27 protein-coding genes are annotated in these 26341 nt (G+C 64.1%); 18 read left to right on the top strand and 9 right to left on the bottom strand.

All coding sequences use genetic code 11. The features are described 5' to 3' along the window. Positions 1 to 68 precede the first annotated feature (68 nt). Entirely contained in the window at positions 69 to 1586 is a 1518-nt protein-coding gene (locus ACQY80_RS11340; RefSeq protein WP_428679462.1) for an acyl-CoA carboxylase subunit beta, read from the bottom strand. Positions 1587 to 1642: 56 nt separating this feature from the next. Between ACQY80_RS11340 and ACQY80_RS11335 the strand changes: the two genes are divergently transcribed. Genes ACQY80_RS11335 through ACQY80_RS11320 form a run of 4 tightly spaced genes read left to right on the top strand, consistent with a single transcriptional unit; the run spans position 1643 to position 5463 of the window. After that, positions 1643 to 2137 carry a thioredoxin family protein gene (locus ACQY80_RS11335; protein ID WP_428679460.1) on the top strand — a complete coding sequence of 165 codons (495 nt, stop codon included), beginning with the start codon at positions 1643 to 1645 and terminating at the stop codon, positions 2135 to 2137. 10 nt (positions 2138 to 2147) lie between these two features. Then, positions 2148 to 2927: an SDR family NAD(P)-dependent oxidoreductase gene (locus ACQY80_RS11330; RefSeq protein WP_428679457.1), complete on the top strand. Its 780-nt coding sequence runs from the start codon at positions 2148 to 2150 to the stop codon at positions 2925 to 2927. Beyond that, positions 2924 to 4525 carry a S10 family peptidase gene (locus ACQY80_RS11325; protein WP_428679455.1) on the top strand — a complete coding sequence of 534 codons (1602 nt, stop codon included), beginning with the start codon at positions 2924 to 2926 and terminating at the stop codon, positions 4523 to 4525. Before ACQY80_RS11330 ends, ACQY80_RS11325 begins: the two co-directional genes overlap by 4 nt. Before the next feature lie 35 nt (positions 4526 to 4560). After that, on the top strand, positions 4561 to 5463 hold the full coding sequence (locus tag ACQY80_RS11320; protein ID WP_428679453.1) for a DMT family transporter: 903 nt from the start codon (positions 4561 to 4563) through the stop codon (positions 5461 to 5463). On the opposite strand, the gene ACQY80_RS11315 is transcribed toward ACQY80_RS11320, so the two are convergent. Further along, positions 5460 to 6413 (bottom strand): L-threonylcarbamoyladenylate synthase, encoded by a 954-nt coding sequence (locus tag ACQY80_RS11315; protein ID WP_428679450.1) that lies wholly within the window; start codon positions 6411 to 6413, stop codon positions 5460 to 5462. The two genes, ACQY80_RS11320 and ACQY80_RS11315, sit on opposite strands and share 4 nt — an antisense overlap. 50 nt (positions 6414 to 6463) lie before the next feature. On the opposite strand from ACQY80_RS11315, the gene ACQY80_RS11310 reads away from it, so the two are divergent. The 9 genes from ACQY80_RS11310 to ACQY80_RS11270 all read left to right on the top strand — a co-directional run bounded on the left by ACQY80_RS11310 (position 6464) and on the right by ACQY80_RS11270 (position 18555). Further along, complete coding sequence (locus tag ACQY80_RS11310; RefSeq protein ID WP_428679448.1) at positions 6464 to 8206, top strand: acyl-CoA dehydrogenase; 1743 nt, start codon at positions 6464 to 6466, stop codon at positions 8204 to 8206. 116 nt (positions 8207 to 8322) lie between these two features. Next, on the top strand, positions 8323 to 10614 hold the full coding sequence (locus ACQY80_RS11305; RefSeq protein ID WP_428679446.1) for an EAL domain-containing protein: 2292 nt from the start codon (positions 8323 to 8325) through the stop codon (positions 10612 to 10614). 666 nt (positions 10615 to 11280) lie between these two features. Next, on the top strand, positions 11281 to 13224 hold the full coding sequence (locus ACQY80_RS11300) for a ribonucleoside-diphosphate reductase subunit alpha (protein ID WP_428679444.1): 1944 nt from the start codon (positions 11281 to 11283) through the stop codon (positions 13222 to 13224). Between the two features lie 64 nt (positions 13225 to 13288). Further along, positions 13289 to 14353 (top strand): ribonucleotide-diphosphate reductase subunit beta, encoded by a 1065-nt coding sequence (locus ACQY80_RS11295; RefSeq protein WP_428679442.1) that lies wholly within the window; start codon positions 13289 to 13291, stop codon positions 14351 to 14353. A 127-nt stretch (positions 14354 to 14480) separates the two neighbouring features. Next, complete coding sequence (locus tag ACQY80_RS11290; RefSeq protein ID WP_428679440.1) at positions 14481 to 14711, top strand: hypothetical protein; 231 nt, start codon at positions 14481 to 14483, stop codon at positions 14709 to 14711. Positions 14712 to 14790: 79 nt separating this feature from the next. Next, positions 14791 to 15903, top strand: a complete 1113-nt coding sequence (locus ACQY80_RS11285) for a RelA/SpoT domain-containing protein (RefSeq protein WP_428679437.1) — start codon at positions 14791 to 14793, stop codon at positions 15901 to 15903. A 176-nt stretch (positions 15904 to 16079) separates the two neighbouring features. Beyond that, complete coding sequence (locus ACQY80_RS11280) at positions 16080 to 16394, top strand: GIY-YIG nuclease family protein (RefSeq protein WP_428679435.1); 315 nt, start codon at positions 16080 to 16082, stop codon at positions 16392 to 16394. Between the two features lie 39 nt (positions 16395 to 16433). Then, entirely contained in the window at positions 16434 to 17639 is a 1206-nt protein-coding gene (locus ACQY80_RS11275) for an alpha/beta hydrolase (RefSeq protein ID WP_428679433.1), read from the top strand. 514 nt (positions 17640 to 18153) lie between these two features. Further along, positions 18154 to 18555: a winged helix DNA-binding protein gene (locus ACQY80_RS11270; RefSeq protein ID WP_428679430.1), complete on the top strand. Its 402-nt coding sequence runs from the start codon at positions 18154 to 18156 to the stop codon at positions 18553 to 18555. 19 nt (positions 18556 to 18574) lie between these two features. Here the strand turns inward: ACQY80_RS11270 and ACQY80_RS11265 are convergent, their stop codons facing one another. Next, on the bottom strand, positions 18575 to 19096 hold the full coding sequence (locus tag ACQY80_RS11265) for a hypothetical protein (protein WP_428685840.1): 522 nt from the start codon (positions 19094 to 19096) through the stop codon (positions 18575 to 18577). A 254-nt stretch (positions 19097 to 19350) separates the two neighbouring features. Further along, positions 19351 to 19719 (bottom strand): hypothetical protein, encoded by a 369-nt coding sequence (locus tag ACQY80_RS11260; protein ID WP_428679428.1) that lies wholly within the window; start codon positions 19717 to 19719, stop codon positions 19351 to 19353. 264 nt (positions 19720 to 19983) lie between these two features. Here ACQY80_RS11260 and ACQY80_RS11255 point away from each other — a divergent pair, with 264 nt between their 5' ends. The 3 genes from ACQY80_RS11255 (at position 19984) to ACQY80_RS11245 (ending at position 21013) form a co-directional block, all read left to right on the top strand. After that, on the top strand, positions 19984 to 20517 hold the full coding sequence (locus ACQY80_RS11255; RefSeq protein WP_428679425.1) for a DUF4440 domain-containing protein: 534 nt from the start codon (positions 19984 to 19986) through the stop codon (positions 20515 to 20517). 30 nt (positions 20518 to 20547) lie between these two features. Then, positions 20548 to 20760, top strand: a complete 213-nt coding sequence (locus ACQY80_RS11250; protein WP_428679422.1) for a hypothetical protein — start codon at positions 20548 to 20550, stop codon at positions 20758 to 20760. 103 nt (positions 20761 to 20863) lie between these two features. Next, a complete protein-coding gene (locus ACQY80_RS11245) occupies positions 20864 to 21013 on the top strand; it encodes a hypothetical protein (protein ID WP_428679420.1) in 150 nt (49 codons plus the stop codon). 4 nt (positions 21014 to 21017) lie between these two features. Here ACQY80_RS11245 and ACQY80_RS11240 read toward each other — a convergent pair whose 3' ends face one another. Continuing rightward, entirely contained in the window at positions 21018 to 21794 is a 777-nt protein-coding gene (locus ACQY80_RS11240) for a hypothetical protein (RefSeq protein ID WP_428679417.1), read from the bottom strand. A 213-nt stretch (positions 21795 to 22007) separates the two neighbouring features. On the opposite strand from ACQY80_RS11240, the gene ACQY80_RS11235 reads away from it, so the two are divergent. Next, on the top strand, positions 22008 to 22250 hold the full coding sequence (locus ACQY80_RS11235; RefSeq protein WP_428679415.1) for a hypothetical protein: 243 nt from the start codon (positions 22008 to 22010) through the stop codon (positions 22248 to 22250). A 111-nt stretch (positions 22251 to 22361) separates the two neighbouring features. On the opposite strand, the gene ACQY80_RS11230 is transcribed toward ACQY80_RS11235, so the two are convergent. Next, positions 22362 to 23957 (bottom strand): sulfatase-like hydrolase/transferase, encoded by a 1596-nt coding sequence (locus ACQY80_RS11230; RefSeq protein WP_428679412.1) that lies wholly within the window; start codon positions 23955 to 23957, stop codon positions 22362 to 22364. Positions 23958 to 24091: 134 nt separating this feature from the next. Beyond that, the gene (locus tag ACQY80_RS11225) at positions 24092 to 24331 is read right to left on the bottom strand and encodes a DUF2171 domain-containing protein (RefSeq protein ID WP_428679409.1); all 240 of its coding nucleotides are present in this window, start codon (positions 24329 to 24331) and stop codon (positions 24092 to 24094) included. A gap of 144 nt (positions 24332 to 24475) precedes the next feature. Here ACQY80_RS11225 and ACQY80_RS11220 point away from each other — a divergent pair, with 144 nt between their 5' ends. Further along, positions 24476 to 25150, top strand: a complete 675-nt coding sequence (locus ACQY80_RS11220) for a hypothetical protein (RefSeq protein WP_428679406.1) — start codon at positions 24476 to 24478, stop codon at positions 25148 to 25150. Here the strand turns inward: ACQY80_RS11220 and ACQY80_RS11215 are convergent. Together ACQY80_RS11215 and ACQY80_RS11210 are read right to left on the bottom strand one after the other, a co-directional pair. Continuing rightward, complete coding sequence (locus ACQY80_RS11215) at positions 25147 to 25584, bottom strand: thermonuclease family protein (protein WP_428679403.1); 438 nt, start codon at positions 25582 to 25584, stop codon at positions 25147 to 25149. The genes ACQY80_RS11220 and ACQY80_RS11215 overlap by 4 nt on opposite strands. 413 nt (positions 25585 to 25997) lie before the next feature. After that, a complete protein-coding gene (locus ACQY80_RS11210) occupies positions 25998 to 26309 on the bottom strand; it encodes a hypothetical protein (RefSeq protein WP_428679400.1) in 312 nt (103 codons plus the stop codon). Between the last annotated feature and the right edge of the window lie 32 nt (positions 26310 to 26341).

Genomic DNA, 26341 nt, shown 5'->3' with positions numbered 1-26341 from the left:
CGGGTCGGCATGACGCGGGCGGGAGATTGCTTCGTCGCTGCGCTCCTCGCAATGACGAATTTGGGCGGTTACTTCAGCACCCGCCACGCCAGTTCGGCAAACTCGCACAAGAGCGGCCGCGTGTCGCGCGGGTCGATGATATCCTCGACCCCGTATTTCTCGGCCGTGCGGAACGGCGAGCGCACGCGGTTCAGCCGCTCTCGGATCGCCTCCAGATGCGCCGCCGGATCCTCGGCGGCTTCGAGTTCGCTCTTGTACGCAACCTCGACCCCGCCCTCGATCGGCAGGCTGCCCCAGTCGCCCGACGGCCAGGCAAAGCGATACTGAAAGCGTTCGGCGTTCGACATCGCACTGCCCGCGATGCCATAGGCCCGGCGGACAACGACCGACGCCAGCGGCACCGTCGCGCGGTAGATCGCGTTCATCGCCTGCACACCATAGCGGATCGTTCCCGTCCGCTCGGCCTCGCCGCCGATCATGAAGCCCGGATTGTCGACGAGGTGGACGATCGGCAGCCGGAACTGGTCGGCCATCTTCACGAACCGCTCGGCCTTCTCGCTCGTCTTTGCGTCCCACGAGCCGCCAAGATACGACGGATCGCTCGCGAGCACCGCGACCGGATAACCGTCGAGCCGCGCGAAGGCGGTGATCGCGGCGCGTCCCCAGCGCGCGCCCATCTCGAAGAAGCTTCCCGCGTCGAACACCGCATTCGCGATACGCCGCATCGAATAGACCTGCTTCGCCTCGCGCGGCACGACCGACAGCAGCGCCTCCTCGCGCCGGTCGACGGGATCGCGGCATTCGGTACGCGCGGCGCGCTCGTGGATCGACGAGGGCAGATAGGAAAGAAAGCGCCGCGCCGCCGCGAAGGCCTCGGCCTCCGACGCGACCTCGTCGTCGACGACGCCGTTGCGCGTATGGACATCGACCCCGCCCAGTTCCTCGCGGTCTAGCGTATCGCCGATCGCCGCCGCGACCGCCGGCCCCGCCGCGAATAACTGCGACAGCCCGCGCACCATCACGCTGTAATGGCTCGCGACGACGCGCGCCGCACCCAGTCCGGCCGTCGGGCCGAGCGCAAGCGCGACCACCGGCACGGTATCGAGATTGGCGATGATCTCGTGCCAGCCGGGAACGTGCGGAATATAGGTATACCCCATATCCTCGAGCGTCTTGACCGACCCGCCGCCTCCGGTGCCGTCGATCATACGGATCAGCGGCAGGCGATATTCATGCGCCATCGCCTCGCACTGGACGAATTTGCGGTGCAGCGCCGCATCGGCGGCACCGCCGCGCACGGTGAAATCGTCGGCCGAGGCCACAACCGGCCGTCCGTCGATATTCGCGCGCCCGAAAATGAAATTGCTCGCGGCCAGATCTTCCAGCTCGCCGTCGGGAGCATAGCTGCCGCGCCCGGCGATCTTGCCAATCTCGCGAAAACTCCCCGCATCGACGATGCCCGCGAGCCGCGCCCGCGCGTCCATCTTGCCGCGCCCATGCTGGCGCGCGACCTTTTCCTCGCCACCCATCTTCTCGGCCATCGCCCGGCGCTGCCCGAGTTCGTCGACTTCTTTTTTCCAGCTCATGGCGGCGAAGCTAACTGACGTTGACGGAAACGTCATGCAAAACCTATCGTCGCCGCATGACGCGTCTCGCCCCCCTGATCCTCGCCGTCGCACTGTTCCCCCTGACGCCCGCCGGTGCCGCCGAAGCGCGGACGATCGCGGGGGTTGCCGAACCCTATGCGACCGATGCCTTCGACCCCGCCGCCGATCCGCTGGCCGCCATCGACGCCGCGCTCGCCGCCGCGAAAGCCTCGGGCAAAAAGGTGCTGCTCGTCATGGGCACGAACGGCTGCCACGACAGCGCCTGGCTCGCGAACCTGCTCGGCACCGATCGCTTCGCACCCGTTCGCGCCCGCTACGCGATCGTCTTTGCCGATATCGGCATGCCGCATGTCGCCGGGCTCGGCAGGCATCCGGAGGTGCCGAAGCGCTTCGGCTTCCGTATCAAGGGCACCCCGACCGTCGCGGTGCTCGATGCGAAAGGCCATGTGCTCAACCGCAAGGCAGCACCCAAATGGCGCAACGCCGCCAGCCGCAGCGACGACGATATCTATAACGAACTGATGGACTAGGGAGAGAGACATGGCGGACATGAACCTTGCGGGCCGGACCGCGCTCGTCACCGGCGCCTCTCGCGGCATCGGCCGCGGGATCGCACTGGCGCTGGCAAAGGCCGGCGCCGACGTCGCGGTCAACTATACCCGCGACAGCGAAGCCGCCGCCGAAACGGTCGCCGGGATCATCGCGCTGGGTCGCAAGGCGAAAGCCTATCAGGCGTCGGTCGCCGACGAGGAAGCGAGCGCCGCGATGGTCGCCGCGATCGAGACCGATTTCGGGCCGCTGTCGATCTTGATCAACAATGCCGGTGTCGCGAGCCGCGGCAAGACGGTGGCCGATACCGACGCCGCCGAGGTCGAGAAACTGCTCGCGATCCACGCCATCGGCCCGCACCGCCTGTCGCGTCTGGCGCTGCCGCAGCTGCGCCAGCATGCGCGCAGCGACATCATCGTCATCTCCAGCGTCGCGACGCTCAGCCACAGCGCCAATGGCGCGCCCTATAATATGGGCAAGGCCGCGGGCGAGGCGCTGGCGCTGACGCTCGCAAAGGAAGAGATGAAGAACGGCGTGCGCGTCAACATCGTCTCGCCCTCGCTCACCGTCAGCGACATGGGCGTGAAGCTGGCGCGTGCGATCACCGGAGAGGACGATATCCACCACCTCGATGCCAAATTCCCGTTCGGCCGCGTGTCGACGCCCGATGATGTCGCGGCGGCGGTGCTATGGTTCGTCAGCGACGCGAACCCCTATTGTTCGGGGCAGAAACTGAATATCGACGGCGCAGGGATGGCGAGCTTCCGATGAAACAGATCCTTGTCGCGGCGACCTTCGCCCTCGCGCTTGGCGGCTGTGCAACCGCGCAGTCGAAAGAGGCGCGCCCCGCGGCCGAAAAGCCCGCGCCCGACGCGCCGATGTTCAGCCCGACCGAGGTCGAGAGTCGCGGTTCGGTGACCATCGGCGGCGTCGCCATCCCGTATCGCGCGGTCGCGGGCACGCTCGTCGTTCATCCCAAGGGCTGGGACGACACCGTCCCGATCGAACGCAAGCGCGACAAGGACGCCGCCGAGGACGTCCCCGATTCCGAAGCGTCGATGTTCTACACTGCCTATTTCAGGGAGGGTGCCCCCGCCGAAAGCCGGCCGGTCACCTTCCTGTTCAACGGCGGCCCCGGTTCGCCCACGCTCTGGCTCCACATGGGCGCCTTCGGTCCTGTGCGTGTCGAAACGCCCGATCTGGCGCACGGCAGCGCGCCCTATCGCACCGTCGCCAACGACCGGAGCCTGCTCGACGTCAGCGACCTCGTCTTCGTCGATGCCCCAGGCACGGGCTTCAGCCGCGTCGCGGGAAAGGACAAGGACAAGGCGTGGTTCGGCGTGGATCAGGACATTCACGCCTTCACCGTCTTCGTCCGCGACTTCCTGTCGAAATATGGCCGCTGGAAATCGCCCAAATATCTTTACGGCGAAAGCTACGGCACGATGCGCGCGGCGGGGATGACCCTCGCGCTGCAAAAGCAGGACATCGACCTCAACGGTGTGATCCTGCTGTCGGACATATTGAACTGGGATCTGGTTCCCGACGATCCGCAGGCCAATCCGGGGGTCGACCTTCCTTACATCGTCTCGCTCCCGACCTATGCTGCGACCGCCTGGTATCACAAGCGCGCGGGTGCGGGCCGCGACCTCGCCTCCTGGCTCGCCGAGGCCGAAGCGTTCGCCACCACCGACTATGCGCTCGCGCTGATGAAGGGCAACGACCTCTCCGATACCGAACGGCAAGCGGTCGCGGCCAAGCTGCGCACCTATACCGGCCTGCCGGTCGATTATCTGCTGAAGACCAATCTCCGCATCGAATATGGCGCGCTGCAAAAGGAGTTGCTCGCCGACAAGGGGCTGACGACCGGCACGCTCGACACGCGCTTCACCGGCGCGACGCTCGATCCGCTGAGCAAGGTCGCCTCGAACGATCCGCAAGGGACCGCGATCGGCGCAGCGTACACTGCGGCCTTCAACGACTATGCGCGTGGCACGCTCGGCTATGGCGCAGGGCAGCATTATGAAGGTGGGCTCGATGTCTATGAAAGCTGGGATTACCGGCATCGCCCGCCCGGCGCCGACCGCGCGCTGATCGCCCTGCCCAATGTGCTTCCCGATCTGGCGGTCGCGATGAAACAGAATCCGAAGATGAAACTGCTCGTCACCGGCGGATATTTCGACGTCTCGACGCCCTATTTCGCCGGGCGTTATGAGCTACGGCACCTGCCTGTCCCCAAGGATATCCAAGCGAATATCGCCTATAAATATTATCCGGCGGGTCACATGGTCTATGTAAAGCCCGACCTGCTGGCCGAAATGCACCGCGACGTCGCCGCCTTCATCCGGGGGACCGACAATATCGAGTAGCGCCGCCCCCTGTCATCTCGGCTAAGGCGCTCGTCATGCGCCCCGATTCGCCCTCGCCCGTCATCCCCTTCCTGATCGCCTGCGCGGGGATCGCGACCTTTTCGGCGATGGATGTGCTGATGAAGGGGCTGTCGATCGACATCGGCGCCTATAACGCCGTGCTCTGGCGGACCGGCACCGGCGCGCTGCTCAGCGGGCTCGTCTATTTCGCGATGCGGCCGGCGATGCCCGATGCACCGACGCTGAAAATCCATGCCTGGCGCGCGCTGTTCGTGGCGGGGATGGCGATCACCTTTTTCTGGGCGCTCGCGCGGCTGCCGATGGCCGAGGCAATCGCCCTCGCCTTCATCGCGCCGCTGATGACGCTGTACATGGCCGCGATCTTCCTTGGCGAGACGATCGGACCGCGTTCGATCGCGGCGTCGATGCTCGGGCTCGTCGGCGTGATTGTCATCGTCGCGGGCAAGCTCGGCGGCGGGGACTATGCGCCCGAGGCCCTATGGGCGGTCGGCGCGGTGTTCCTGTCGGCGGTCTTCTATGCCTACAACCTCATCCTTGCGCGGCGGCAGGCGAAGATGGCGGGACCGATGGAGATCGCCTTTTTCCAGAATCTGTTCGTGACCCTGTTCCTCGCGCTCGGCGCGCCGTGGTTCCTTGCGGTTCCTGGCACCGGGCACGCGCCGCATATCGTCGGCGCGGCGATCCTCGCGACGCTGTCGCTGTTGCTGCTGAGCTGGGCCTATGCCCGCGCCGAGGCGCAGATCCTCGCGACCAGCGAATATACCGGTTTCCTCTGGGCGATGGGCTTCGGCTGGTATTTCTATGCCGAACCGGTGACGTTGCCGACGATCGCCGGCGCGGTACTGATCGTTGCCGCGTGCCTGATCGTCGCGCGCAAGACCCCGCACGGCGATCCCGTGGAGCCGGCCGCAGCCTAGACCGCCGCGCGTGCCAGCCGGTCGTTGATCGCGGCGCCGAGCCCTTCGGCCGGGATTGCCGCCACCGCAATCTTCGTCTTGCCGCTCGCCGCCCCGGCGTGGAGCGCGTCGAACAGATGCGCCGCGGCCTCGGTCAGGTCGCCGCTGGCGCTGAGTTGATAGTCGCCCGCCAGATCGCCGAAACCGATCCCGAACTCGTCGTCCGCGAACCCGGCGGCGCCCAGCCGCACCGGCTTGCCCGGCGCATAATGGCTGGCGAGCATCCCCGGCGCGACGATCTCGGCGCCTTCGACCCCGGTCACCTCCAGACCCGACGCCTCGCCCAGCATCGCCGCGGTCACCGGCCCCGGCCGCAGCATTTCGACCGCGCCCTCCTTCACGCGCGCGATCGTCGACTCCACACCGGCACTCGTCGGACCGTCGTCGATCACCAGCGCGATCCGTCCGTCGAGGCTGGTCAGCACATGCTCGGCCTTCGTCGGGCTGACCCGCCCGCTCGCATTGGCGCTGGGTGCCGCAAGCGGCGCCCCCGTCGTCTCGAGCAGCGCGCGCATCGCGCGGTGCGCCGGCACGCGGATCGCGATCGTGTCGAGCCCCGCGGTCGCGATGCTCGCCACCGGACAGTCATGGGTGCGCGGCACGACGAGCGTCAGCGGGCCCGGCCAGAAGCGTTCGGCCAGCGCGCGTTCGGCCGCGCGGAACACGCCGAGCTTTTCGGCGGCGGCAAGGCTCGGCACATGGACGATCAGGGGGTTGAAATCGGGCCGACCCTTTGCGGCATAGATGCGCGCGACCGCAGCGGAATCGCGGGCGTCGGCGGCGAGGCCATAGACGGTCTCGGTCGGCACCGCGACCGGCTGCCCCTCCCCGATCAGCCCCCCGGCGCGCGCCATTGCCTCCGCGCCAAAGGGGCGGATATCTGTCGTCATGCGCGTTTGACCGTCGGCCATGCCGCGCTATAGCGCCCGCGCAACGATATTCACCAGCAAAGTGTCCTGCCATGACTTACACGCCGCCCACCACCGAACAGCTTTTCGTTCTCAACCATATCGCGCGCGTCGACGCGATGGCGGCGCACGAGAAATATGCCGCCGCGACCCCCGACATGGTCGAGGCGATCGTCACCGGCATCGGCGAATTCGCAGCGGACGTGTACGCGCCGCTCAACCGCGTTGGCGACGTGACCAACCCCAAATGGCAGGACGGCACGGTCACCATGCCCCCCGGGTTCAAGGATGCGTACAAGCAGTTCGTCGAAGCCGGCTGGGGCAGCCTCGACGGTCCGGGCGCCTATGGCGGGCAGGATCTGCCCTTCACGCTCGCCGCCGTCGCGATCGAGGCGCTGGGGACGGCGAATATGGGCTTCACCCTCTGCCCGATCCTGACCGCCGGCGCGATCCACGCGCTGATGGCCTATGGCACCGAGGATCAGCGCCAGACGTGGCTGCCGAAGCTGGTGACCGGCGAGTGGAACGGCACGATGAACCTGACCGAGCCGGGCGCGGGCAGCGACGTCGGCGCGCTGCGTTCGACCGCCGAAAAGGTCACCGACGGACCGGACGCGGGCCTCTACAAGGTCAAGGGGCAAAAGATCTTCATCACCTTCGGCGAGCATGACCTCACCGACAATATCGTCCACCTCGTCCTCGCGCGCACGCCCGGCGCGCCCGAGGGGACGCGCGGCATCTCGCTGTTCCTCGTGCCCAAATACCGCCTCGATGCGGAGGGCAATCCGACGATTTCGAACGGCGTCCATTGCGCCTCGATCGAACATAAGCTCGGCATCCACGGCTCGCCGACCGCTGTGATGGTCTATGGCGAGGGCGAGGATTGCCTCGGCGAGATCGTCGGCGGCGAAATGGGCGGCATGAAGGCGATGTTCGTGATGATGAACAACGCGCGGCTGATGGTCGGCTGTCAGGGCGTCCAGATCGCGGAGCGCGCGCTGCAGCAGGCGGCGCGCTATGCCGCCGAGCGCGTCCAGTCGTCGCTCGCGGGCGCCGCCGACCGCACCCCGGTGACCATCGAACACCACCCCGACGTCAAGCGCATGCTGTGGCGGATGCGCGCGCAGACCGAAGCCGCGCGCGCCCTGATTTACTATGCCGCCGCGCAGACCGATTTTGGCAAGCTCGGCGATGCCGCCGCGGCGCTCCGCGCCGATGTCCTGATCCCGCTTGCGAAAGCGCATGCGACCGACATTGGCTGCGAGGTCGCCAGCCTCGGCGTGCAGGTGCATGGCGGCATGGGCTTCATCGAAGAAACCGGCGCCGCGCAGCATTATCGCGATGCCCGCATCGCGCCGATCTATGAAGGCACCAACGGCATCCAGGCCGCGGACCTCGTCGGGCGCAAGCTTGGTCTCGCGGGCGGCGACGGCGTCCGCAGCCTGATCGACGACATTGCCCGTGGCTCGGCCGATTTTCCACAGCTCGCCGAGCTGACAGAGATCTGCCGCCACGTCACCGACTGGCTCGAACAGGCAAGCGCGCCCGACCGGCTCGCGGGCAGCTACCCCTACCTCACCATGCTCTCGACCGCGACCTGCGGCTGGCTGATGGCGACCGAGCAGCAGGCCGCGAAGGCCGCTCTCGAAGCCGGTGGCGGCGATAGCGCGTTTCTGGAGGCGAAGATCGTCTCGACGCGCTTCTATCTCGAACAGATCGTCCCCGCGGCGACCGGACTTGCGTCGTCGGTCCTTGCGGGCGACGCCGCGCTGGCGCCGCTTCCCGCGATCGCCTGATATCTGCGGAATCGCTTGCCGCTCCCTCCACGGGGCGCGGCAAGACTCCGTTCATGATTAACGCGATGCTAACCAACCCGGTCTAGGCACGTCAGCGCAATCTTGCGGAGACGTGCGTGCCCATCAAGGTCAAGAGCCTGATCATCAGCTGGCGCACGATCGCCCTGTCGCTGCTCCTCAGCATCGCGGCGGGTCTGTCGTCGGTGGCCGAACCGATCGATCGCGTGATCGAGGCCGCAGTCGGCCGTCTCGCATGGCGTCCGGTCTCGGGCCAGATCGTCGTCGTCGCACTCGACGACAAGACAATGGCGCAGGCCCTGCGCGGTGACTTCTCGGCGGCCCAGCACGCCCGCGTCATCAACGCGATCAACGACGCGCAGGCCAAACGCCTGTTCGTCGATTTCACCTATGAGCGGCGTCAGAACGACCGCGACCTGCCGCTGCTGACCGATGCCGTGAAGCGGATGCAGGGCCGGATCGTGCTGGCCGCGGCGGCAAAGAACGCCCATGGCGCGACCGCGGAAATCGTCAACCTTCCCGGCCCGGCTTTCGGGAATGACGTCCATGTAGCGACGATCGGATGGGAATATGAATTCTGGCAGGTCTGGCGCATCCCGCTCGCCTTCGATGTCGGCGGCAAGCTGATCCCCAGCTTCTCCTCGACGCTCGCAAACCGCAAGGTGGACAAGGCGGGGGTTTATGCCCTCGACTATTCGTACAACGTCGACACGATCACCACCTACAGCGCCAGCGACGTGATGGCGGGCAAGGTCGGTCGCCGCGAACTCGCGGGCAAGGACGTGATCTTCGCCGCGACCTCGCCGACGTTCCAGGATACACATTATCTGCCCGGAAACGATCGTGTGCCGGGGGCCTTCATCCATCTGATCGGCGCGGAGACGCTGAAACGGCGCATGCCGGTCGATATCGGCTGGGTCCCCGCGCTGATCGTGGCATCGCTCACGATGCTCGGCGGCATGTTGTTCCGCCGCGCACGCTGGTTCACCATGTCGGCGGTGTCGACCATCGGCGTTCTCATTGCCGTCAAGCTCATCCTGATGACCTCGCTGGTCAGCCTTTCGATCGGTAGTGCCTGCTTCCTCGTCGCCGCGATCGGCACCAATGTGTCGCGCACCCGCGGACGCCGCTCGGCGCAGCATGAAAACCCCGTTTCGGGTTTGCCGAATTTCGAGGCGCTGCGCAGCCAGCCGCCGTTCGGCAGCGCTACGGTGATCGCGGCCAAGGTCGTCAATTTCGAGGATCTCGCGGCCTTCATCCCCGGCGACGGGATCGGCAAGCTGGTCGAACAGGTCACGCGCCGCCTGCAGCTCGCCTCGCAGGGCACCATACTCCATCATGATCTCGATGGCACCTTCGCCTGGATCGTGCCCTATTATCAGCATAGCCAGATCGAGGGTCAGCTTGCGGGCCTCTCCGCGCTGTTCAACGCCCCGCTGACGATCGGCGAGCTGCGCATCGACGTCGCGATCGCCTTCGGGGTCAACGACGAGTTCGAGGGATCGAACGCGCAGCGGCTCGCCGCCGCTCTCGTAGCCGCCGAAAAATCGATCCGCACCCGCTCGCTGTGGACCAAATATACTCCGCGCCAGAAGGAGGATGCCGGCTGGCAACTGTCCTTCCACTCGCAGCTCGAGGACGCCCTCACGGGCGGCGACATCTGGGTCGCCTTCCAGCCGCAGTACCGGATTGCCACGAAGCAGATCACCGGGGTCGAGGCGCTGGCGCGCTGGACCCACCCCACGCGCGGGCCGATTCCGCCTGACGAATTCATCGTCCAGGCCGAAAAGAGCCAGGACATCTATCGCCTCACGCTCTTCGTGATGGATCAGGCGATCCGCTCGGCGTCCGACCTGCGCCAGCGCGGGCTCGACATCCATATGTCGGTGAACCTGTCGGCGACCCTGCTCGACCATAGCGATCTGGTCGGCACGATCCGCGTCATGCTGACCGCGCATCATTTGCCCGCCGAAAAGCTGACGATCGAAATCACCGAAACCGCGCAGATCGAGAACAGCCGTCAGGCACGCCAGACGCTGGCGCAGCTGCGCCGCGCGGGCATCCGCCTGTCGATCGACGATTATGGCACCGGCCAGTCGAACCTCGAATATCTGACCGAGATCGAGGCCGACGAGATCAAGATCGACAAGCGATTCGTGATGACCATGCGCGATTCGCAGCGAAACCTCGAGGTCGTCAAATCGACGATCGATCTCGCGCACCGTCTCGGCGCCGTCGCGGTCGCCGAAGGGATCGAGGATACGCCGACGCTCGCCCTGCTCGAACAACTGGGTTGCGACGTCGGTCAGGGATATCTTCTTGGAAAGCCTCAACTATTCTCCGAACTGGTGAATAGCCTTTCTGCATCACCCCATAGTCGTACCGCATAGCTGCCAGATTGGCGCTGATCGCCGGTCGCCAATATAGTTAAGACTCGATTTACCTTACTAATTAAGGTATACGCTCCGTTAACTGTTCCTCGTGGGCAGTGCCAACAGGAGATCTGACATGGGTTGGTTCTGGAAGTTCCTGGGCGGCGGCGGCACTGGCAACGGTGGTGCTTCGGCCTAATCTCGGAACAAGAATTAGAATAAGGGCCTCGGCATCGCCGGGGCCCTTTTTCGTTGTCCGGCGCGCGCGTGTGGCGCCGGGGGCACGGTGCGGATTTTTCGGTGCGCCGGCGCAATTTCGTCGCAGGCGCCCGAACCCCGCAGAAACGCTGGCTATCGCTCCGTGAAGCGTGCAGGACCGTCGACGAGACGAATCAAAATATCGACGAACCGAGTCCCTAATCTGTCATTTACCGTCTTGCGCCTAGCGACAGACGTGGCACTATAGATGGTGGGTAGACCACGGGGGCACCCCAATAAATTGTGATTGGCTGTAAATGGCGGATTTCCGTCGCCCAAGGCATATGGGCACGGAAAAACCCTTTGTGCGGCCAAAAATATGTGCCCGCCGGGTGGGTTTAGATGCTAAGACAGGGGCTTCGCCCTGAGTCGAACAAGACAGGAACAAACGCGCCGCTGGCGCGTCAGGAAACAGGGGCGATCTAGATGGATTTTCGCGAGACCGAGCGGGTGGAGATGAACGACGTGGCGACGATGGAACTGGCAAAAAATGATGCTCCGGCAGCAAGCGAATCGAAGCCCGATTCGCCGGCAGCGAAGCTCAACGATGCCGGCGAGCCTGCGGTCCACGCGCGCCGGTTCGACGTCACCGTCGACCGCAGCCGCGATTCGCTGCTGACCGACTTCGGCAAGGAAACGCTCGAGGACCGCTACCTCCTCCCCGGCGAATCCTATCAGGATCTGTTCGCGCGCGTCGCCGCGGCCTATGCCGACGATGCCGACCATGCGCAGCGCCTCTACGACTATATCTCGAAGCTGTGGTTCATGCCGGCCACGCCCGTTCTTTCGAACGGCGGCACCGGCCGCGGCCTGCCGATCAGCTGCTATCTGAACTCGGTCGACGACAGCCTTGAGGGCATCGTCGGCACGTGGAACGAGAATGTCTGGCTCGCCAGCCGCGGCGGCGGCATCGGGACCTATTGGGGCGCGGTGCGCGGTATCGGCGAACCCGTCGGCCTCAACGGCAAGACCAGCGGCATCATTCCCTTCGTCCGCGTGATGGACAGCCTGACCCTCGCCATCTCGCAGGGCTCGCTCCGCCGCGGTTCGGCCGCCTGCTACCTCGACATCTCGCACCCCGAGATCGAGGAGTTCCTTGAGGTCCGCAAACCCTCGGGCGACTTCAACCGCAAGGCGCTGAACCTGCACCACGGCGTCCTGATCACCGACGAGTTCATGGAGGCCGTCCGCGACGGCGCCGAATTCAACCTCCGCTCGCCGAAGGACCAGAGCGTCCGCGGCACCGTCGACGCGCGCTCGCTGTTCCAGAAGCTCGTCGAGACGCGCCTCGCGACCGGCGAACCCTACATCATCTTCATCGACCAGGTGAACCGCATGATGCCCAAGCATCATCGCGACCTCGGCCTCAAGGTGTCGACCTCGAACCTCTGCTCGGAAATCACGCTGCCGACCGGCCGCGACCATCTCGGCAACGATCGCACCGCGGTCTGCTGTCTCTCGTCGCTCAATCTCGAAACCTGGGACGAGTGGAACGGCGACAAGGGCTTCATCGAAGACGTGATGCGGATGCTCGACAATGTCCTCCAGGACTATATCGACCGCGCCCCGCCCGAAATGGCGCGCGCCAAGTACAGCGCCAGCCGCGAACGCTCGGTCGGCCTCGGCGTCATGGGCTTCCACAGCTTCCTGCAGGCACGCGGCCTGCCGTTCGAGGGCGCGATGGCGAAATCGTCGAACCTCCGCGTCTTCAAGCATATCCGCGCGCAGGTCGATCAGGCGTCGATGCTGCTCGCCAAGGAACGCGGCCCCTGCCCCGACGCCGCCGATCAGGGCGTGATGGAGCGCTTCAGCTGCAAGATGGCGATCGCGCCGACCGCGTCGATTTCGATCATCTGCGGCGGCACCAGCGCGTGCATCGAGCCGATCCCGGCGAATATCTACACGCACAAGACGCTGTCGGGCAGCTTTTCGATCCGCAACCCGCATCTCGAAGCCCTCCTTGTCGACAAGGCGAAGAACAGCGACAATGTGTGGAACTCGATCCTCGAACGCGGCGGCAGCGTCCAGCACCTCGACTTCCTGTCGCAGGACGAGAAGGATTGCTACAAGACCAGCTTCGAGATCGATCAGCGCTGGCTGCTCGAACTCTCGGCCGACCGCACGCCGTACATCGATCAGGCACAGTCGCTGAACCTGTTCATCCCCGCCGACGTAGAGAAATGGGATCTCCTGATGCTCCACTATCGCGCGTGGGAACTCGGCATCAAATCGCTCTATTATCTCCGCTCGAAATCGGTGCAGCGCGCCGGCTTCGCGGGCGGAGTCGAGGCCGACAACACCGCCGAAGCGCCGAAGTACGAACTCAGCGCCGAAAGCACCGATTACGACGAGTGTCTGGCCTGCCAATAAACGCGTGATCCCCGGCGCAAGCCGGGGCACCCGACCCGAGACATAGAGACCCGAGGAAACGCCGATGCCATTGCTGGAAGCCCGCAAGACCTACAAGCCCTTCGAATATCCGTGGGCGTTCGATTTCTGGAAGCGCCAGCAGCAGATCCACTGGGTTCCCGAGGAAGTGCCGCTGGGCGAGGATTGCCGCGACTGGGCGCAGAAGATCAGCGACCATGAACGCAACCTGCTGACGCAGATCTTCCGCTTCTTCACGCAGGCCGATATCGAGGTGCAGGATTGCTACCACGAGAAATACGGCCGCGTGTTCAAGCCGACCGAGATCAAGATGATGCTGACCGCGTTCAGCAACATGGAAACGGTGCATATCGCGGCGTACAGCCACCTGCTCGACACGATCGGCATGCCCGAGAGCGAATATGGCATGTTCCTTGAATATGACGAGATGCGCGCCAAGCACGACTATATGGGCACCTTCGGCGTCGACAATGACGAGGATATCGCGCGCACGCTCGCGATGTTCGGCGGCTTTACCGAAGGCTTGCAGCTTTTCGCCAGCTTCGCGATGCTGATGAACTTCCCGCGCTTCAACAAGATGAAGGGCATGGGCCAGATCGTCAGCTGGTCGATCCGCGACGAGAGCCTCCACTGCGAAGGCATCATCAAGCTGTTCCACACCTTCACCAAGGAACGCGACTGCCTGACCAAGGCGGTGAAGGAAGACATCATCGACACCTGCCAGAAGACGGTGCGGCTGGAGGATGCGTTCATCGACCTCGCGTTCGAACAGGGCCCCGTCCCCGGCATGACGCCGAAGGAGATCAAGCGCTACATCCGCTATATCGCCGACTGGCGCCTGGGGCAGCTCGGTTTCCAGCCGATCTACATGATCGACGAGCACCCGCTCCCCTGGCTCGCCCCGCTGCTGAACGGCGTCGAGCACGCCAACTTCTTCGAGACGCGCGCGACCGAATACAGCAAGGGCGCGACGCGCGGCGACTGGAACACCGTGTGGACCAGCTTCGACAGCCGCAAGAAGGCCAAGACCAGCGACGACGCCGCGCCAGTCAACGACGCCGAAAGCGACGGCGAAGACATGTTCAAACAGGCCGGCATCGCCGCCGAGTAATATCTAATCCCCTCCCGCCTGCGGGAGGGGCAGCAAGGCTTGGGAGCTATGCTCCCTAGCCGCCGCGGGGAGGGCCAGCGACGCCGAAGCCACGGCACACCGCTAAAAGACGCAAAAGGCCCCCGAAATGACCGACAAGAAAAAACCCAAACTCCTGATCCTCAGCCAGCCCCAGCGCGCAACGCTGGAAGGCCTCTCGAACCGCCGCCCGCAAATGCCCAGCGACCCCGTCCGCGACGAACTCGTCGCGCTGGGCCTCGTGGTGCAACAGGGCGCCAAATGGGCCCTGACCCCGACGGGCAAGAAGGTGCTGGCGGCGAGCTCGAACCGGCGCAACTCGGGCGGGTTTTCGGTTTGATCGATTTAGAAAATCGACCTAATTAACGATTACCAAAATAAGAACCGAAGATGCATCTATTAAGGAATACAGGTTTGTAGTGACCAGCGCCAAGCGCCCCTACGAGGAGCCTAGGTTCTCAAAAGGCCGAGTGGATAGAGCTGGACAACGTATTGGGAGACCTAACGAGCAGCCAGAAGATTTGGTTGTTCTGGAGAATTGGCGAGCATCACATGCTAACATTCTGAATACCTTCAAAACTGTTCTTTACAACCGAGCAAAGGACATCGATGTTCAGATAGCGCAGCGCTTGAAGCGCAGGCCAACGATAGTAGATAAGCTCAGTCGTGAACCGGAAATGAGATTATCTCGCATGCACGACATCGCAGGATGCCGGGTCATATTTCAAGATATCGACGATCTACATCATTTTAGAAGGCTGATTCATACAGCAAGATTTGACCACAAACGTCGTGGCGCCGATGATGATCGATGGAACTACATCAAAAACCCCAAGCCAAGTGGTTATCGCGGCATTCATGACGTTTACACCTATCATGTGGAACCTAAGAAAGGTCGCGCCGGTGAGAAACAGCCATGGAACGGTTTACTAGTTGAAATTCAATATCGCACTTCAATTCAACATGCGTGGGCTACAGCAGTTGAGTTAGCTGGATTTATTACTGAAAATGACCCGAAGTTCGATAGAGGCAATCCAGATTTCATTGAATTTTTTAAAGTCTGTAGCGAAATTTTGTCTCGGGGGTTTGAAGGATCATTTTCCTGCCTCCCAGATCATACAAATAAAGATATTATAGAAAAATTTGAAGATCTTGAAAATAAGACTCATATGATCCGCCTCTTCTCTGAAATAAGGAGAAGCGAAGGATCCATAAACCTTGACGGAGCATCCATACTTATATTTCGTTATGAGGCTGATTTATTTTCTGAGAATCAGCTTGAGATAAGAAGTTTTGAAACTGTTAATCAGGCTATATCAGAATATAATAGGTTAGAAGAAATTCTATCAGACAAGGCTGATATTGTTCTCGTAGGTTCCAGATCTGGCGAATCCATTAAATCCGCGTATCGAAATTACTTCTCTGATGCTGAAGAGTTTATTTCTCTAATACAGGACGGAATACAAATCCTTGAAGAATCTGAATTTGTTGTGACTCCTGATGGAGAAGTCATACAGGCATTCACCCTCTAAGGCCTATGAGGATCAGGGGGACTTCCGTGACACATGCGACAATCTCCAATTAGCCCGACCACGCATGGATGCCCGATCAAGTCCGGCATGACGATCGGGAGAGAAGCCTCGATTCCCACCCTATCTTCGTCACCCCGAACTTGATCCGGGGTCCATCGCCGCCCTAGCCTCCCCCCATGCACGCCGACTTCCAGCCCTGCGCCTATATCGTGGCGAGCGCGCGACACGGCACGCTCTACACCGGCGTCACCTCGCACCTGATCCAGCGCATCGTCCAGCATCGGGGCGGCAGTTTCGACGGCTTCACCAAGCGCTACGGCCTCAAGACGCTCGTCTGGTTCGAACTCGCCGGGACGATGCACGCGGCGATCACGCGCGAGAAGCAGATCAAGAACTGGCAGCGCCAGTGGAAGATCGAGATGATCGAGGCGGGTAATCCCGATTGGCGGGACTTGGCGGCGGAATTGGGGTTGCCACCGCTTGGTGGGTAAACGGAGCAGGCCGCAGCCCCCTTCTTCGTCATCCCGGACTTGATCCGGGATCCATGCCCCGCCCCCAGAAAAACTAGGGGCAAACCCGAAAAATCATCCTCTGGGCGGCAGGCCGATATTGCGGCAGGCAGGGTCCGCACGGTCATCCGCGACCGACGGGACAGGAGTATGATGGGGATGCGCAGATTTTTCCGGCACGGCCGCCTGCTTCTGGCCGGCGCCTTGTCCGTACAATATTTGGTGGCTGGTTGCGGCGCAGCCGAGCCCGCAAAACCCCGTGGCAATGCCGGCCCCCAGCTCGCCGCTCCGCAGAAAGCCGATGGCCGCAAGGACGGCGTGTGGCAACCTCCGGCGGGCGGGCAGCAAGTTTCGCTCTGGCCCGGCAAGGCACCGAATATGGATGGTGTCGATATTCCCCCCGAATATAGCGAGACGGCGACCAATCCCGACCGGTTCGCCGGGCTGCCGCTCACCGGCGTCTTCAATGTCTCCGAACCGACCATGACGATCTTTCCTGCGAAAATTGCAGGCAACGGCACCGCCATGCTCGTCTTTCCGGGCGGCGGATTTCAGAAGCTCGCGATCGATCTGGAAGGGACGGAGGTTTGCGACTGGCTGACCTCCAGGGGAATCACGTGCGTTCTCGTGAAATATCGCGTTCCAAAGAGCAATCATCACTATGACAGCGAATGTGACTGCGCCGTCACCCCAAAGCATCTTTGGGCGTTGCAGGATGCGCAACGTGCCATTCGGCTCGTGCGGTCACGCGCAAAATCCCTGTCGATCGATACGGGAAAAATCGGCGTTATCGGCTTTTCCGCTGGCGGCTATCTTGTCGCGCAGACCAGCAATATATTCACTCCTGCGTACAAGCCGGTCGACGCGATCGACCAGATAAGCAGCCGCCCCGATTTTGCCGTCGCCATGTTCCCCGGCCATCTGTGCCGGGCGGGTGGCACGCTCGACCCCGGAATCAAGGCAAGCAGAATGACCCCGCCCACCTTCCTGTTGCAGGCATGGGACGATCCCGTCGACCCGATCTGTAACAGCATCGTCTATGCCCGCGCCCTCGATGCCGCGGGGGTGAAGGCCGAGGTCCATCTCTTCGCCAAGGGTGGCCATGCGTTCGCCATGCGACCGCTGGGCCATCCGGTAGAGAAGTGGCCATCGCTGGTAGAGGACTGGCTGAGAGAGACGGGAATAATGGAAGCCGCACAAGGCCATGCTGGCCTGATCGGGAATTAAGGTGACAGTTCATGGATTACGGCGACAAGCGCAATAAACCCTGGGGTCAGGACCCATTGATTGCGCTTGACCGTCACGCCGCATGGGCCCCGGATCGAGTCCGGGGTGACGAATTGAGGGTGCCAGCCGACCGAGGCCACGCCCGATCCCGCCACCCCCGCGCTCGACGCGCACAGCCACGGCTCCGCCACGCACCGTCGCAAGACTGGCGAATGTTATGTCGTGCCGAATTCGATACCAATCTGGATATTTCCTCTGACCAGATTCCGGCATGTTCGCACGGACTTATCCCGAACCCCGCCAGTTTGGTAGAAATCCCCTCCGCTTTGGACATAACATTTCAAGTAAAATGGTCTAAAGCGGATCATGATTCTCAAGTCCTCAGTGAACTTGGGGGGTGAATATGGGACAATTTGCCGGGCACGGAATCAGTAATGGCGAGGAAATCGGGCCTCGACTTGCAGCGCTCGAAACTATGGTCACCCGGCTTTGCTCGCGATTACCACCCGGTAACTTGTCTTTCTCCGACGAACAGCAGCGGCCCGATGCCGGCGGAACACCGGTCGCCTTTTCCGACGGCCGCGCCCGACTGGTTCGCGACTTGCTCGCCGGGCGCCAGAAACGGCTGCGCTATTTCCCCGGCGACCTCTTCTCCGATCCGGCCTGGGACATGCTGCTCGATCTTTACGCGTCGCATTACGAGCATCGGCAGGTTGCCGTTTCCAGCCTGTGCATCGCATCCGGCGTCCCCGCGACGACCGCGTTGCGCTGGATCAATTCGATGACAAGCAACGGCTGGTTCGCGCGCGACGCCGACCCGAAGGACCGGCGCCGCATCTTCATCCGGATCAGCGATACCGCGCGGATCCAGATGGATCGCTATTTCGACGATCTGAAACAGGTCATCGCGCTATAGCGGGCGCGGGGCGCGTGCCTCAATTCACCGTGACCCCGTGCGGCACCCCGCGCATCCCGCCGGCCGCGAACAGCACGCCGCCGCGCACCGCTTCGGCCGAGCCGTCGAGCAAAGGCAGCGGGACCAGCGACCGCGTTACCTCGCTGTCGTCGTCGACCACCAGCCGCAGCGACGTCAGGCCGATGCCGTTACGCTCGGCCACCACGTCGCGGATCGCGTCGAGCGGCCACGACAGCGTGCCGCCGCGATAGAGCCGCCGGCCATCGTGGAAGATATAGGCGTCGCGCTGGCGCCACAGCCGCAGGCAGGTCCAGAAGGCAAAGGCCGCGGCGAGCATTGCGACCGTCGCCACCGCGTCGCCGAACAGGATCGACCGGATCACCTGCCCCGCCCCGTCGCCGCGCACCGGCCATCCCTGTCGCAGCGCCAGCCCGGCAAAGGCCAGCGCGGCGATCAGCTGCCCCGCCGCCAGCGGCTTCGCCTTCAGCCGCGCGATCACGACGATGGGTCTCTGGCTGATTGTCCGGTCCTGATAAGTCATCGTCCGCACAGATAGGGACGCATAAGGCGCGGCGCCAGCCCGGGCGGCGCGGACGATGCCGGGACATGCGGTGTCCGCTTCGGGGTGATTAGCGAACGCTTTCTCCTTTTTCGTCATCCCGGGCTTGACCCGGGATCCGCCTTTTCCTTCAAGAAGGCAGGCCCCGGATCAAGTCCGGGGTGACGACGATAGAGACGGCTGCAATCGGTCAAATTCAGACGCATCCGATCAACCGCTCCAGCCGGATCCGGCGATCACTCCTCCGCGCGCTGCATCCAGATGAAGTCGGTGATCTTCTTGCCCTTGTGGCCCATGACGCCCACGGCGTCGAACGTCCCGGTCATCTTCCGGTCTGCCGCCTCGCCGACCTGCTCGCCCTCCATCCAGCGGGTTTGCCGGACATCGAAACTGCACCGCCACGACCAGCTATCCGGCTCCGGATCCTCGCAAACGACGTTGCTGACGGCATAGCGCGTATTGGCATGCACCTGCCGCCCGTCGTGATCGATGCACCCGTCGACGGTCGCGGTACAATATTCCTTTCTCATCAGGAGCCACTCGATGACGCGCGCGTCGGGCGCGCCGGGCGACGCCGCGCTCAGGATCATCAGCGCCGCGATCATGGCCGGCCGGTTCCTGCAAGCCTGTGATGCCATTCCAACAGGATCATCGCGCGCACTCGCCTTGACATCGGGACACCGTATTCGGCGCCCCTCGCCCGCCCAAGTCAATATCCTTCTGCGCGTTGACGCGATCTTTGCGACGTTCCGCCCGGTCGCGGCGTGGACAATGTTCGCGACCTTTGTCCGCGCGCACCCTCGACGGGTGCGGGCTTGCAACGCCGCAATTGCACTGTATTATCATATCAATACAGCAAGGAATATCGCATGGCTTTCTCTCTCCTCTTCGCCGCAGCGCTGTCTGCGTCGGCGCCCGCACCGGTGTGGGCCCCGATGCCCACGGGCGACGCGCTCGCTTCACAAATCGCCGCCAACGACGCACGCCTCTTTTGGGCGGCGTTCGAGGGGTGCGATGCAAAGGTCCTGCCCGACCTGCTCACCCCCGGATATCGCATGCTCCACGACAAGGACGGGCTGGCAATTCCGGACCGCGACAGCTTCGTCGCGGGCATGGAAAAGCGTTGCGCCGACCGCGCGCCGGGCGGCACCGACGCGGGGTATAAGAACCGCCGGATGCTCGTCCCCGGATCGCGCACGATCCGCCAACTCGGCAATTGGGGGGCGCTGGAGGAGGCGAGCCATGTCTTCTTCGAATGGAATGCGAAGGAGAGCCGCTGGGATATGGTCGGCGGCGCGCGTTACATGCACGTCTGGCAATGGATGCCCGCCGAGGGCCGCTTTCGCCTGTCCGAAAGCCTCAGCTACGATCATGGCGCCGCCGCGCTCTATCCGGGGCCATGAAGGAACCTTTGCGTGTGCGGGCCGTATGGGATGCGGAGTGCCGTTTTGCTCCATGACGGAGTGTGCACCATCGAAACCCGGATCCTTCTAGCCTATATGCTCATCGGCCTTCTCATCGCAGCGGGAGTCGCAGCCGTCTTCTGGGCGCGGTACAACAGCCGCGACCGCAAGATCCAGCGGCAACGCGACCGCGAAAGCGCGCAGCGCGACGAGCGGCTGAGCGAGCTTCCGCCCACCCTCTGAGGCGCGGACGCAGCGAAGCGGGGCCAGCCGCCCCGGCGGCGCGGCGGGTGCCCTTCAATCGGTGCCGCGCCCTGCTATGCTGGCGGGCGAAAGGAGAAAGCCGATGCAGGCCGTAACCGAAGGCGACCGCCGCAAGGAACTCGCCGTCCTTCTCGAACGCATGCGCGCCCGGCCCGAGCGCGACTGGAGAGCCGAACGGGCGCGCGCCGCGACGCTGACCCGGCTGATCGCCGGAGCGCCGCGCCCGCGCTGAGCGATCAGACCCCCGGCGTCAGCCGCGGCAGCTTGCTCAGGTCGAATTTCAGCGTGACCTTTTGCGACGCGCTGCGGCTGTTCGTCTGCGTGCCGCCGATCTTGAACACGAGGAACGCGACCTCGGCGCCGAAGCTCTCCTCGCGCGCGACCTCGAACTCGGTCGAATAGCTGATCGCCCCGAAGCTGACCTTCGGTTCGCCCGGCCGTACCTTGTCATATTCGGCCTTGATCCCGCCCAGCAGCTTTTTGAACGGCGCGTCCCGGACCACCGCGACCGCGACATTCGGCCTCTCCCCGCGCTTGGCCGCTGCAAGGGCTTTCGGGTCCGCCTTCAGCGCCGCGCATTCGGGCGAAATCGCCATGCCGTCGCGCGCCGCGAAGCTGAACTCGAAGTCGATTGACTGGCCCTGCGTGACCGATCGTTCGCGCGAGCCCGTCGGGGTAAAGCCGATCCCGAACGCCTCGACGTCCAGCCCGGCCTCGCCGCTCCGCGTCCGTCCACTGCTATCGCCCAGCGACAGCGTGACCTCGACCTTGCTCGTCCCGTCGGGATCGGTCTTGAGCATGTCGCGCGTGTAATTTCCGTCGGCGAAGGTTTCGGCGAGCTCGCATTTCAACGCGTTGACGACCGCGCTCGCCATCACCAGCCGGTCGGGTGGGCGCGACGTTCCCTGCGGCGGCTTCCCCCCGCATCCCGCGAGTATCAGCGGCATCGCGGCCGCAGCGACGAGCCCGCCTGTCCGCAATATCTGCGGCCGGCCAAATCGATTCTTCTGCATAATCCTCCCCTGCTGTCCGCGCCCTGCCTCCGTCTATCATGCCAAGCGCGGCCGCCCGAAAGCATTCGCATCCGCTCTGGCTCCGTTTCGCGCTCGCGGTTTGCCGCGCCGCTGCGACGCTCCGTCGCCTGCCAGGCAACAAGTGGGCGCACCGGCGGGTTTGTCGCGCAACGAGGCGGCCCATGCGGCTGCCCGCAGCCAAGGAGAGATTCCATGCGCAAGACCATCCTTCTTCTCGCCGGCGCGGGCGCGCTTTTCGCCACCCCCGTGCTGGCACAGGTCGGCGGCGTCGTTGGCGGCACCGCAGTGATCGTCGACGGCGGCAAGCTCTACAACGTCCCGCTCGCCGAGATTTACAGCAAGGCCGACAGCGTCACCGGTCCGCTGGTGACCAAGCTGGCGAAGGCCGAAATCCGCGCCCGCGTTCAGGGCGGTGCGGAGGCGACGAGCCGCTAATCCCCACCCGCGCCGGCATCTCCCTGGGTGCCGGTGCAAACCCGTCCTTCGGGGTCGCGAGGGACGGGCAGGAACGGAGCCGGATACCCCCCCCTGCCGGCTCCGTTCCTGTCAGGGCCGGCGAGAGCCGGGGAAATCGGGTCCGGGGGTAACCGAAATCGTATCGCCCTTCGCTAGCGGGATGACTGTGCGCCCGAACCACACATAGCGCGCGGTGGGTTTCGTCAGATCCTCGTCGTAACGCTCTGCGGCTGCCACGCGATCATAGCCCATCCAGCCGAGCGTCGCCGGAAAGATCTGGCTCGCCGAATGCCCGGCGCGCGGCGCGGCGGCATAACGCGCCGCCTCGCGCGCCGGCAGGAAGGCGAGAAGCGCCACACGGAACTCGTCGGCGACCGCCTCGCGGCTGCAATGCGGCAGCGCGCCGGGGGTCAGATTCTGGCCATGATCGGAGGTGTAGACGATCGCGACCGCTTCGCGATCGACACCGGCAAGCAGTCGCTCGAAGAACTTGCCTTTCGACCAGCGAAGCGCGGTTTCATATTGCAGCGCGACCGGGCTGTCCGCCGGAATGGCGCCATGGGGATAATGGTCGCGATACTGGAAATGGACGCCGCGGAGCACCGCATAGGTAAAGCTCTTGTCCCCGGTCTTCAGCTCCGCGTTGATCGCGTCGGCGATCCGCAGGTCGGTATCGATCCCGCCGACCATCGGGCGATAGGCATCGATCAACGCGCGCTCGGGCGGCAGCATCAGATTCTGCGGCGCTCCCGCAGTCTGCCCGTCGATCAGCGTCGTGCTGTATCCGGCGCCCCGCGCATAGGCCCAGATCGACGGGGTCCGGCGAAGATCGGTTGCGGGCGTGGTGTGGCGGACGTCGACCCCCGAGCGCAACGCGACCTGCGCAGGGGCGCTGCAATTGCCGACCGACGCCGCGACCCCGAAATCGAGATGCGGGATCGCCGCAAGGCTCGGTTTGACAAGCTTCGCAAACGGCGCCTCGGCGATACTCTCGTCCACCAGCCAGACGACATGGCGCGGCGTCAGGGCATTCCGGTCTCGCACGATATCGACCGCGCCGCGCGGCGGCGGCGGCGGCGCGAGGAGAAGATCGACGCCGAGGCCATAGAGGTTGCGCTCGGCACTTTCGGGCCAGACCTCGAAATCGCGATAGATCGGGCTCGGGATGAAAAGCAGGAACAGCAGCAGCGCGGCGAGCGGCCTCGTCCACGGCAGCGTCACGGCGCTCCGAATGAGCGAACGCGCTGCCACAAACAGCGCCAGCGCCGTCGCCACCTGGCACGCGGTCCAGACAAAGGCCGGGCCGAACTGACCCGCCGCGTGCCCCGCCTGCCTCGCCTCGGCGATCATCCACGCAAGTGTTCCGCCGTCGACGAGTTCGGGGATGATCTGCGTATAGCCGATGTTGACGAGGGTCGAAACGCCGGCGAGCACAAGAAGCACCGCCGCCCAGCGCCGTGGAAACAGCAGCAGCGCGGCAAGGAACACCGCCGCCTGAAACGCCATGAAGAGGAAGGCGACGATACCGCCGCCGGTGTCGCCCGCGGCGAAGCGATAGAGAACGCCATGCGCGAGCTGAAACCGGTTAGCGATCGCATAGCCCGCCGCGAACAGCAGCAATCCTGCTGCGACGCGCCACCAAACGCCGCGCGTCACCGGCGCCTTATTCTGTCCCGTTCGATCCATTGCCGCGCGGCTTTAGCGGCAAGGGTTTGAAAAATCACAAATGCCAACGAAAACGGCCCGCCCCCGCTGTGGCGGGGACGGGCCAGTTTTGAGTGCCAAGGCGCCGGATTGCGGCCCCGGCCATCTATGTCCGGCTATTCGGCTTCTTCGAACAGGTCGATCGCGTTTACGGCATTCGCCGACAGGCGTACCGTGTCACCCTCGACCGCGGCAACGAGGCCGGCGGGCAGATAATGATGCTTGCCGTCGACGCTGTCGGCCTTCGTCAGCTTGATCCGTTCGCCATCGAGATGGTCGACGGTGCCGATATGGACGCCGTCGGCACCGATGACATTCATATCTTCCTTGATCGCGCTGTGGTCATGATCGGCCATGATGAGTCTCCTTGCCGCTCCCGAAGGGGACGGGAGCGTTTGGCATCATACGCATGGAAAGCGAGTCGGCTCCAGAGGCTCCGACGAGCCGCCCGAAAGCCGCGCCCGCTTTCCAACTGCCTGGCGTCACGCTAGCTTCGCGCGATGCATCGTCTTCTTCTTTGTCTCGCCACGACGGTAGCTCTCGCCCTCTCGCCGCCTGCCTTCGCCTGCTCGCCGGTGGCGGGATACCGGATACCCACGAACATCGAGCTGACCGGGCAGGCCGAGATGATCCTGCTCGCCACGGTTACAGGCGGTACCGCGATGGACGAGGCGACCGACCCGGACGCGATGCGCATCGATATCCGGCCCGTCGCAGTCCTGAAGGGCGACCCGGCGGCCGCCCCGACGACGCTACCGATCGCGCTCGCCACCGGCCGCTTTGCGCTGCTCAGCAATCCCTATGACCTCGAGAATGCACACCCGCTCTCCGAAATAGGGGGCTGCATTCGCTATATGGTGCCCAAAGGATCGCGCCTGCTTTTCTTCCTCGACCGGCGCGATGGCGCATGGGTGCCTGCGGGCGGTCCGTTCAGCCGCTGGGCCGAGGATGTGCTGACCGACGATGCGCCGTGGCTCGCGGCGGTGCGCCTTTATCTCGAGGTCGAAGCGCTGCCCGAGGCTGATCGCAAGGCAGCGCTGATCGCGCGGCGTGACGCGCTGCGTGCCAAAGGCGACGATCCGGTCGCCTGGCTGCTTGCCGACGATATCGACCGTCAGCTCGCGGGCCCGAACAAGCCGCTGCGCGACGAATTGCCGCCCGCGCCCGCCGACTAGCACCACGGACGTCGGAGACCTTCCCAAGGACGCGCCAGACCTTCGGCAATCAACGCATCGCCGACGCTTGTGCCGTCGCGCGTCACGATCCTGAGCTTGCGGCCATAATGGTCGGCATCACGGTCCACGCCTTCCAAGCTGAAGGCACCCGCATTGAGCCATGTCCTCAAATGTTCCGTCGCCGCAGTGCCAAGCGCAGCTTCCCCGGCACAGCGCGCCGGGTGTGTTTCCGGCGTATCGATGTCGGCGATGCGATAGGTTTCTCCCGCGAACGAGAAGGTGTCGCCATCGACGACACAGTCACGTCCACCACCGGTATGGCAAAGTCCGAAGTCCGCAGTCAGCATGTCGTTCACTACCGGCGCGCTGACACCTCCCCGCGTGTCTGGAGAGCGCTGAAGAAACGCGATCGTCGCGAAGAAGGCGATCGTCATCGCGGGAGCGAGCCGAAACTTTGCCCATGGTTTGCGGCGTATCGGGATCGGAGGTCTGCGCAACCTCCGCGGGCGGACGGCATAGCGCCTGTCGAAACGAAAATCGGGTCCGGACATGTTCCGACCCTAAGCGCGAAGCCTTGGCAGAATCCTGAGGGCCGCGTCCGCTTTGGCGAGCAAGTCGGAGCGATCACATCCGACGCGGCACCGTTTTGACCTCGATCAATGCGTGAGGTGCGAAGCCGGCACATAGCAGGGCATCACGATCAAGGAGATATCGTCATGGCCAACCCGTTGCTGCAAACCCCGGTGCTGATTTTCACGCTGATGATGGGCGCTTTCCTGTTCACGCTGGGCCCGATCGCACTGGCCGATGTCCTTCGCAGCCCGCGCGATTAGGGCCTGACCCCAGATCAGGGCGCCCCGCGCGGCTCGTCATCCTCGACACCGCCGGGGCCGAGTTCGTCATCCTCGTCATCATCGCTGCGTTCGCCGCGATAGGCGTCCATGTCGATGCGGCCTGACCGTTCCATCTGGCGCATATGGTCGACCAGATCCTGCACATCGCCGCTCGCGTCGCTGCTCTTGGGCTTGTCGCTATCTTCCAGCGGGCGAGCGTGCCGTGCAGCCTCGGCAACGGTCTGCGCCTGGGCGTCCTCGTCGTCTTGCTCGCGGTTGCGCGCTTCGCGGGCTTCGTCATCGCTATTGCGGGGATCGTCGATCATCGCCGGCTCCTTTCAGGGGGTGGCCGGAAAAC

Source organism: Sphingopyxis sp. (assembly GCF_965279755.1).
Taxonomy (GTDB): Bacteria; Pseudomonadota; Alphaproteobacteria; order Sphingomonadales; family Sphingomonadaceae; genus Sphingopyxis.
The sequence above is the reverse complement of the archived record's forward strand: the minus strand, read 5'-3'. Positions and strand labels throughout refer to the sequence as shown.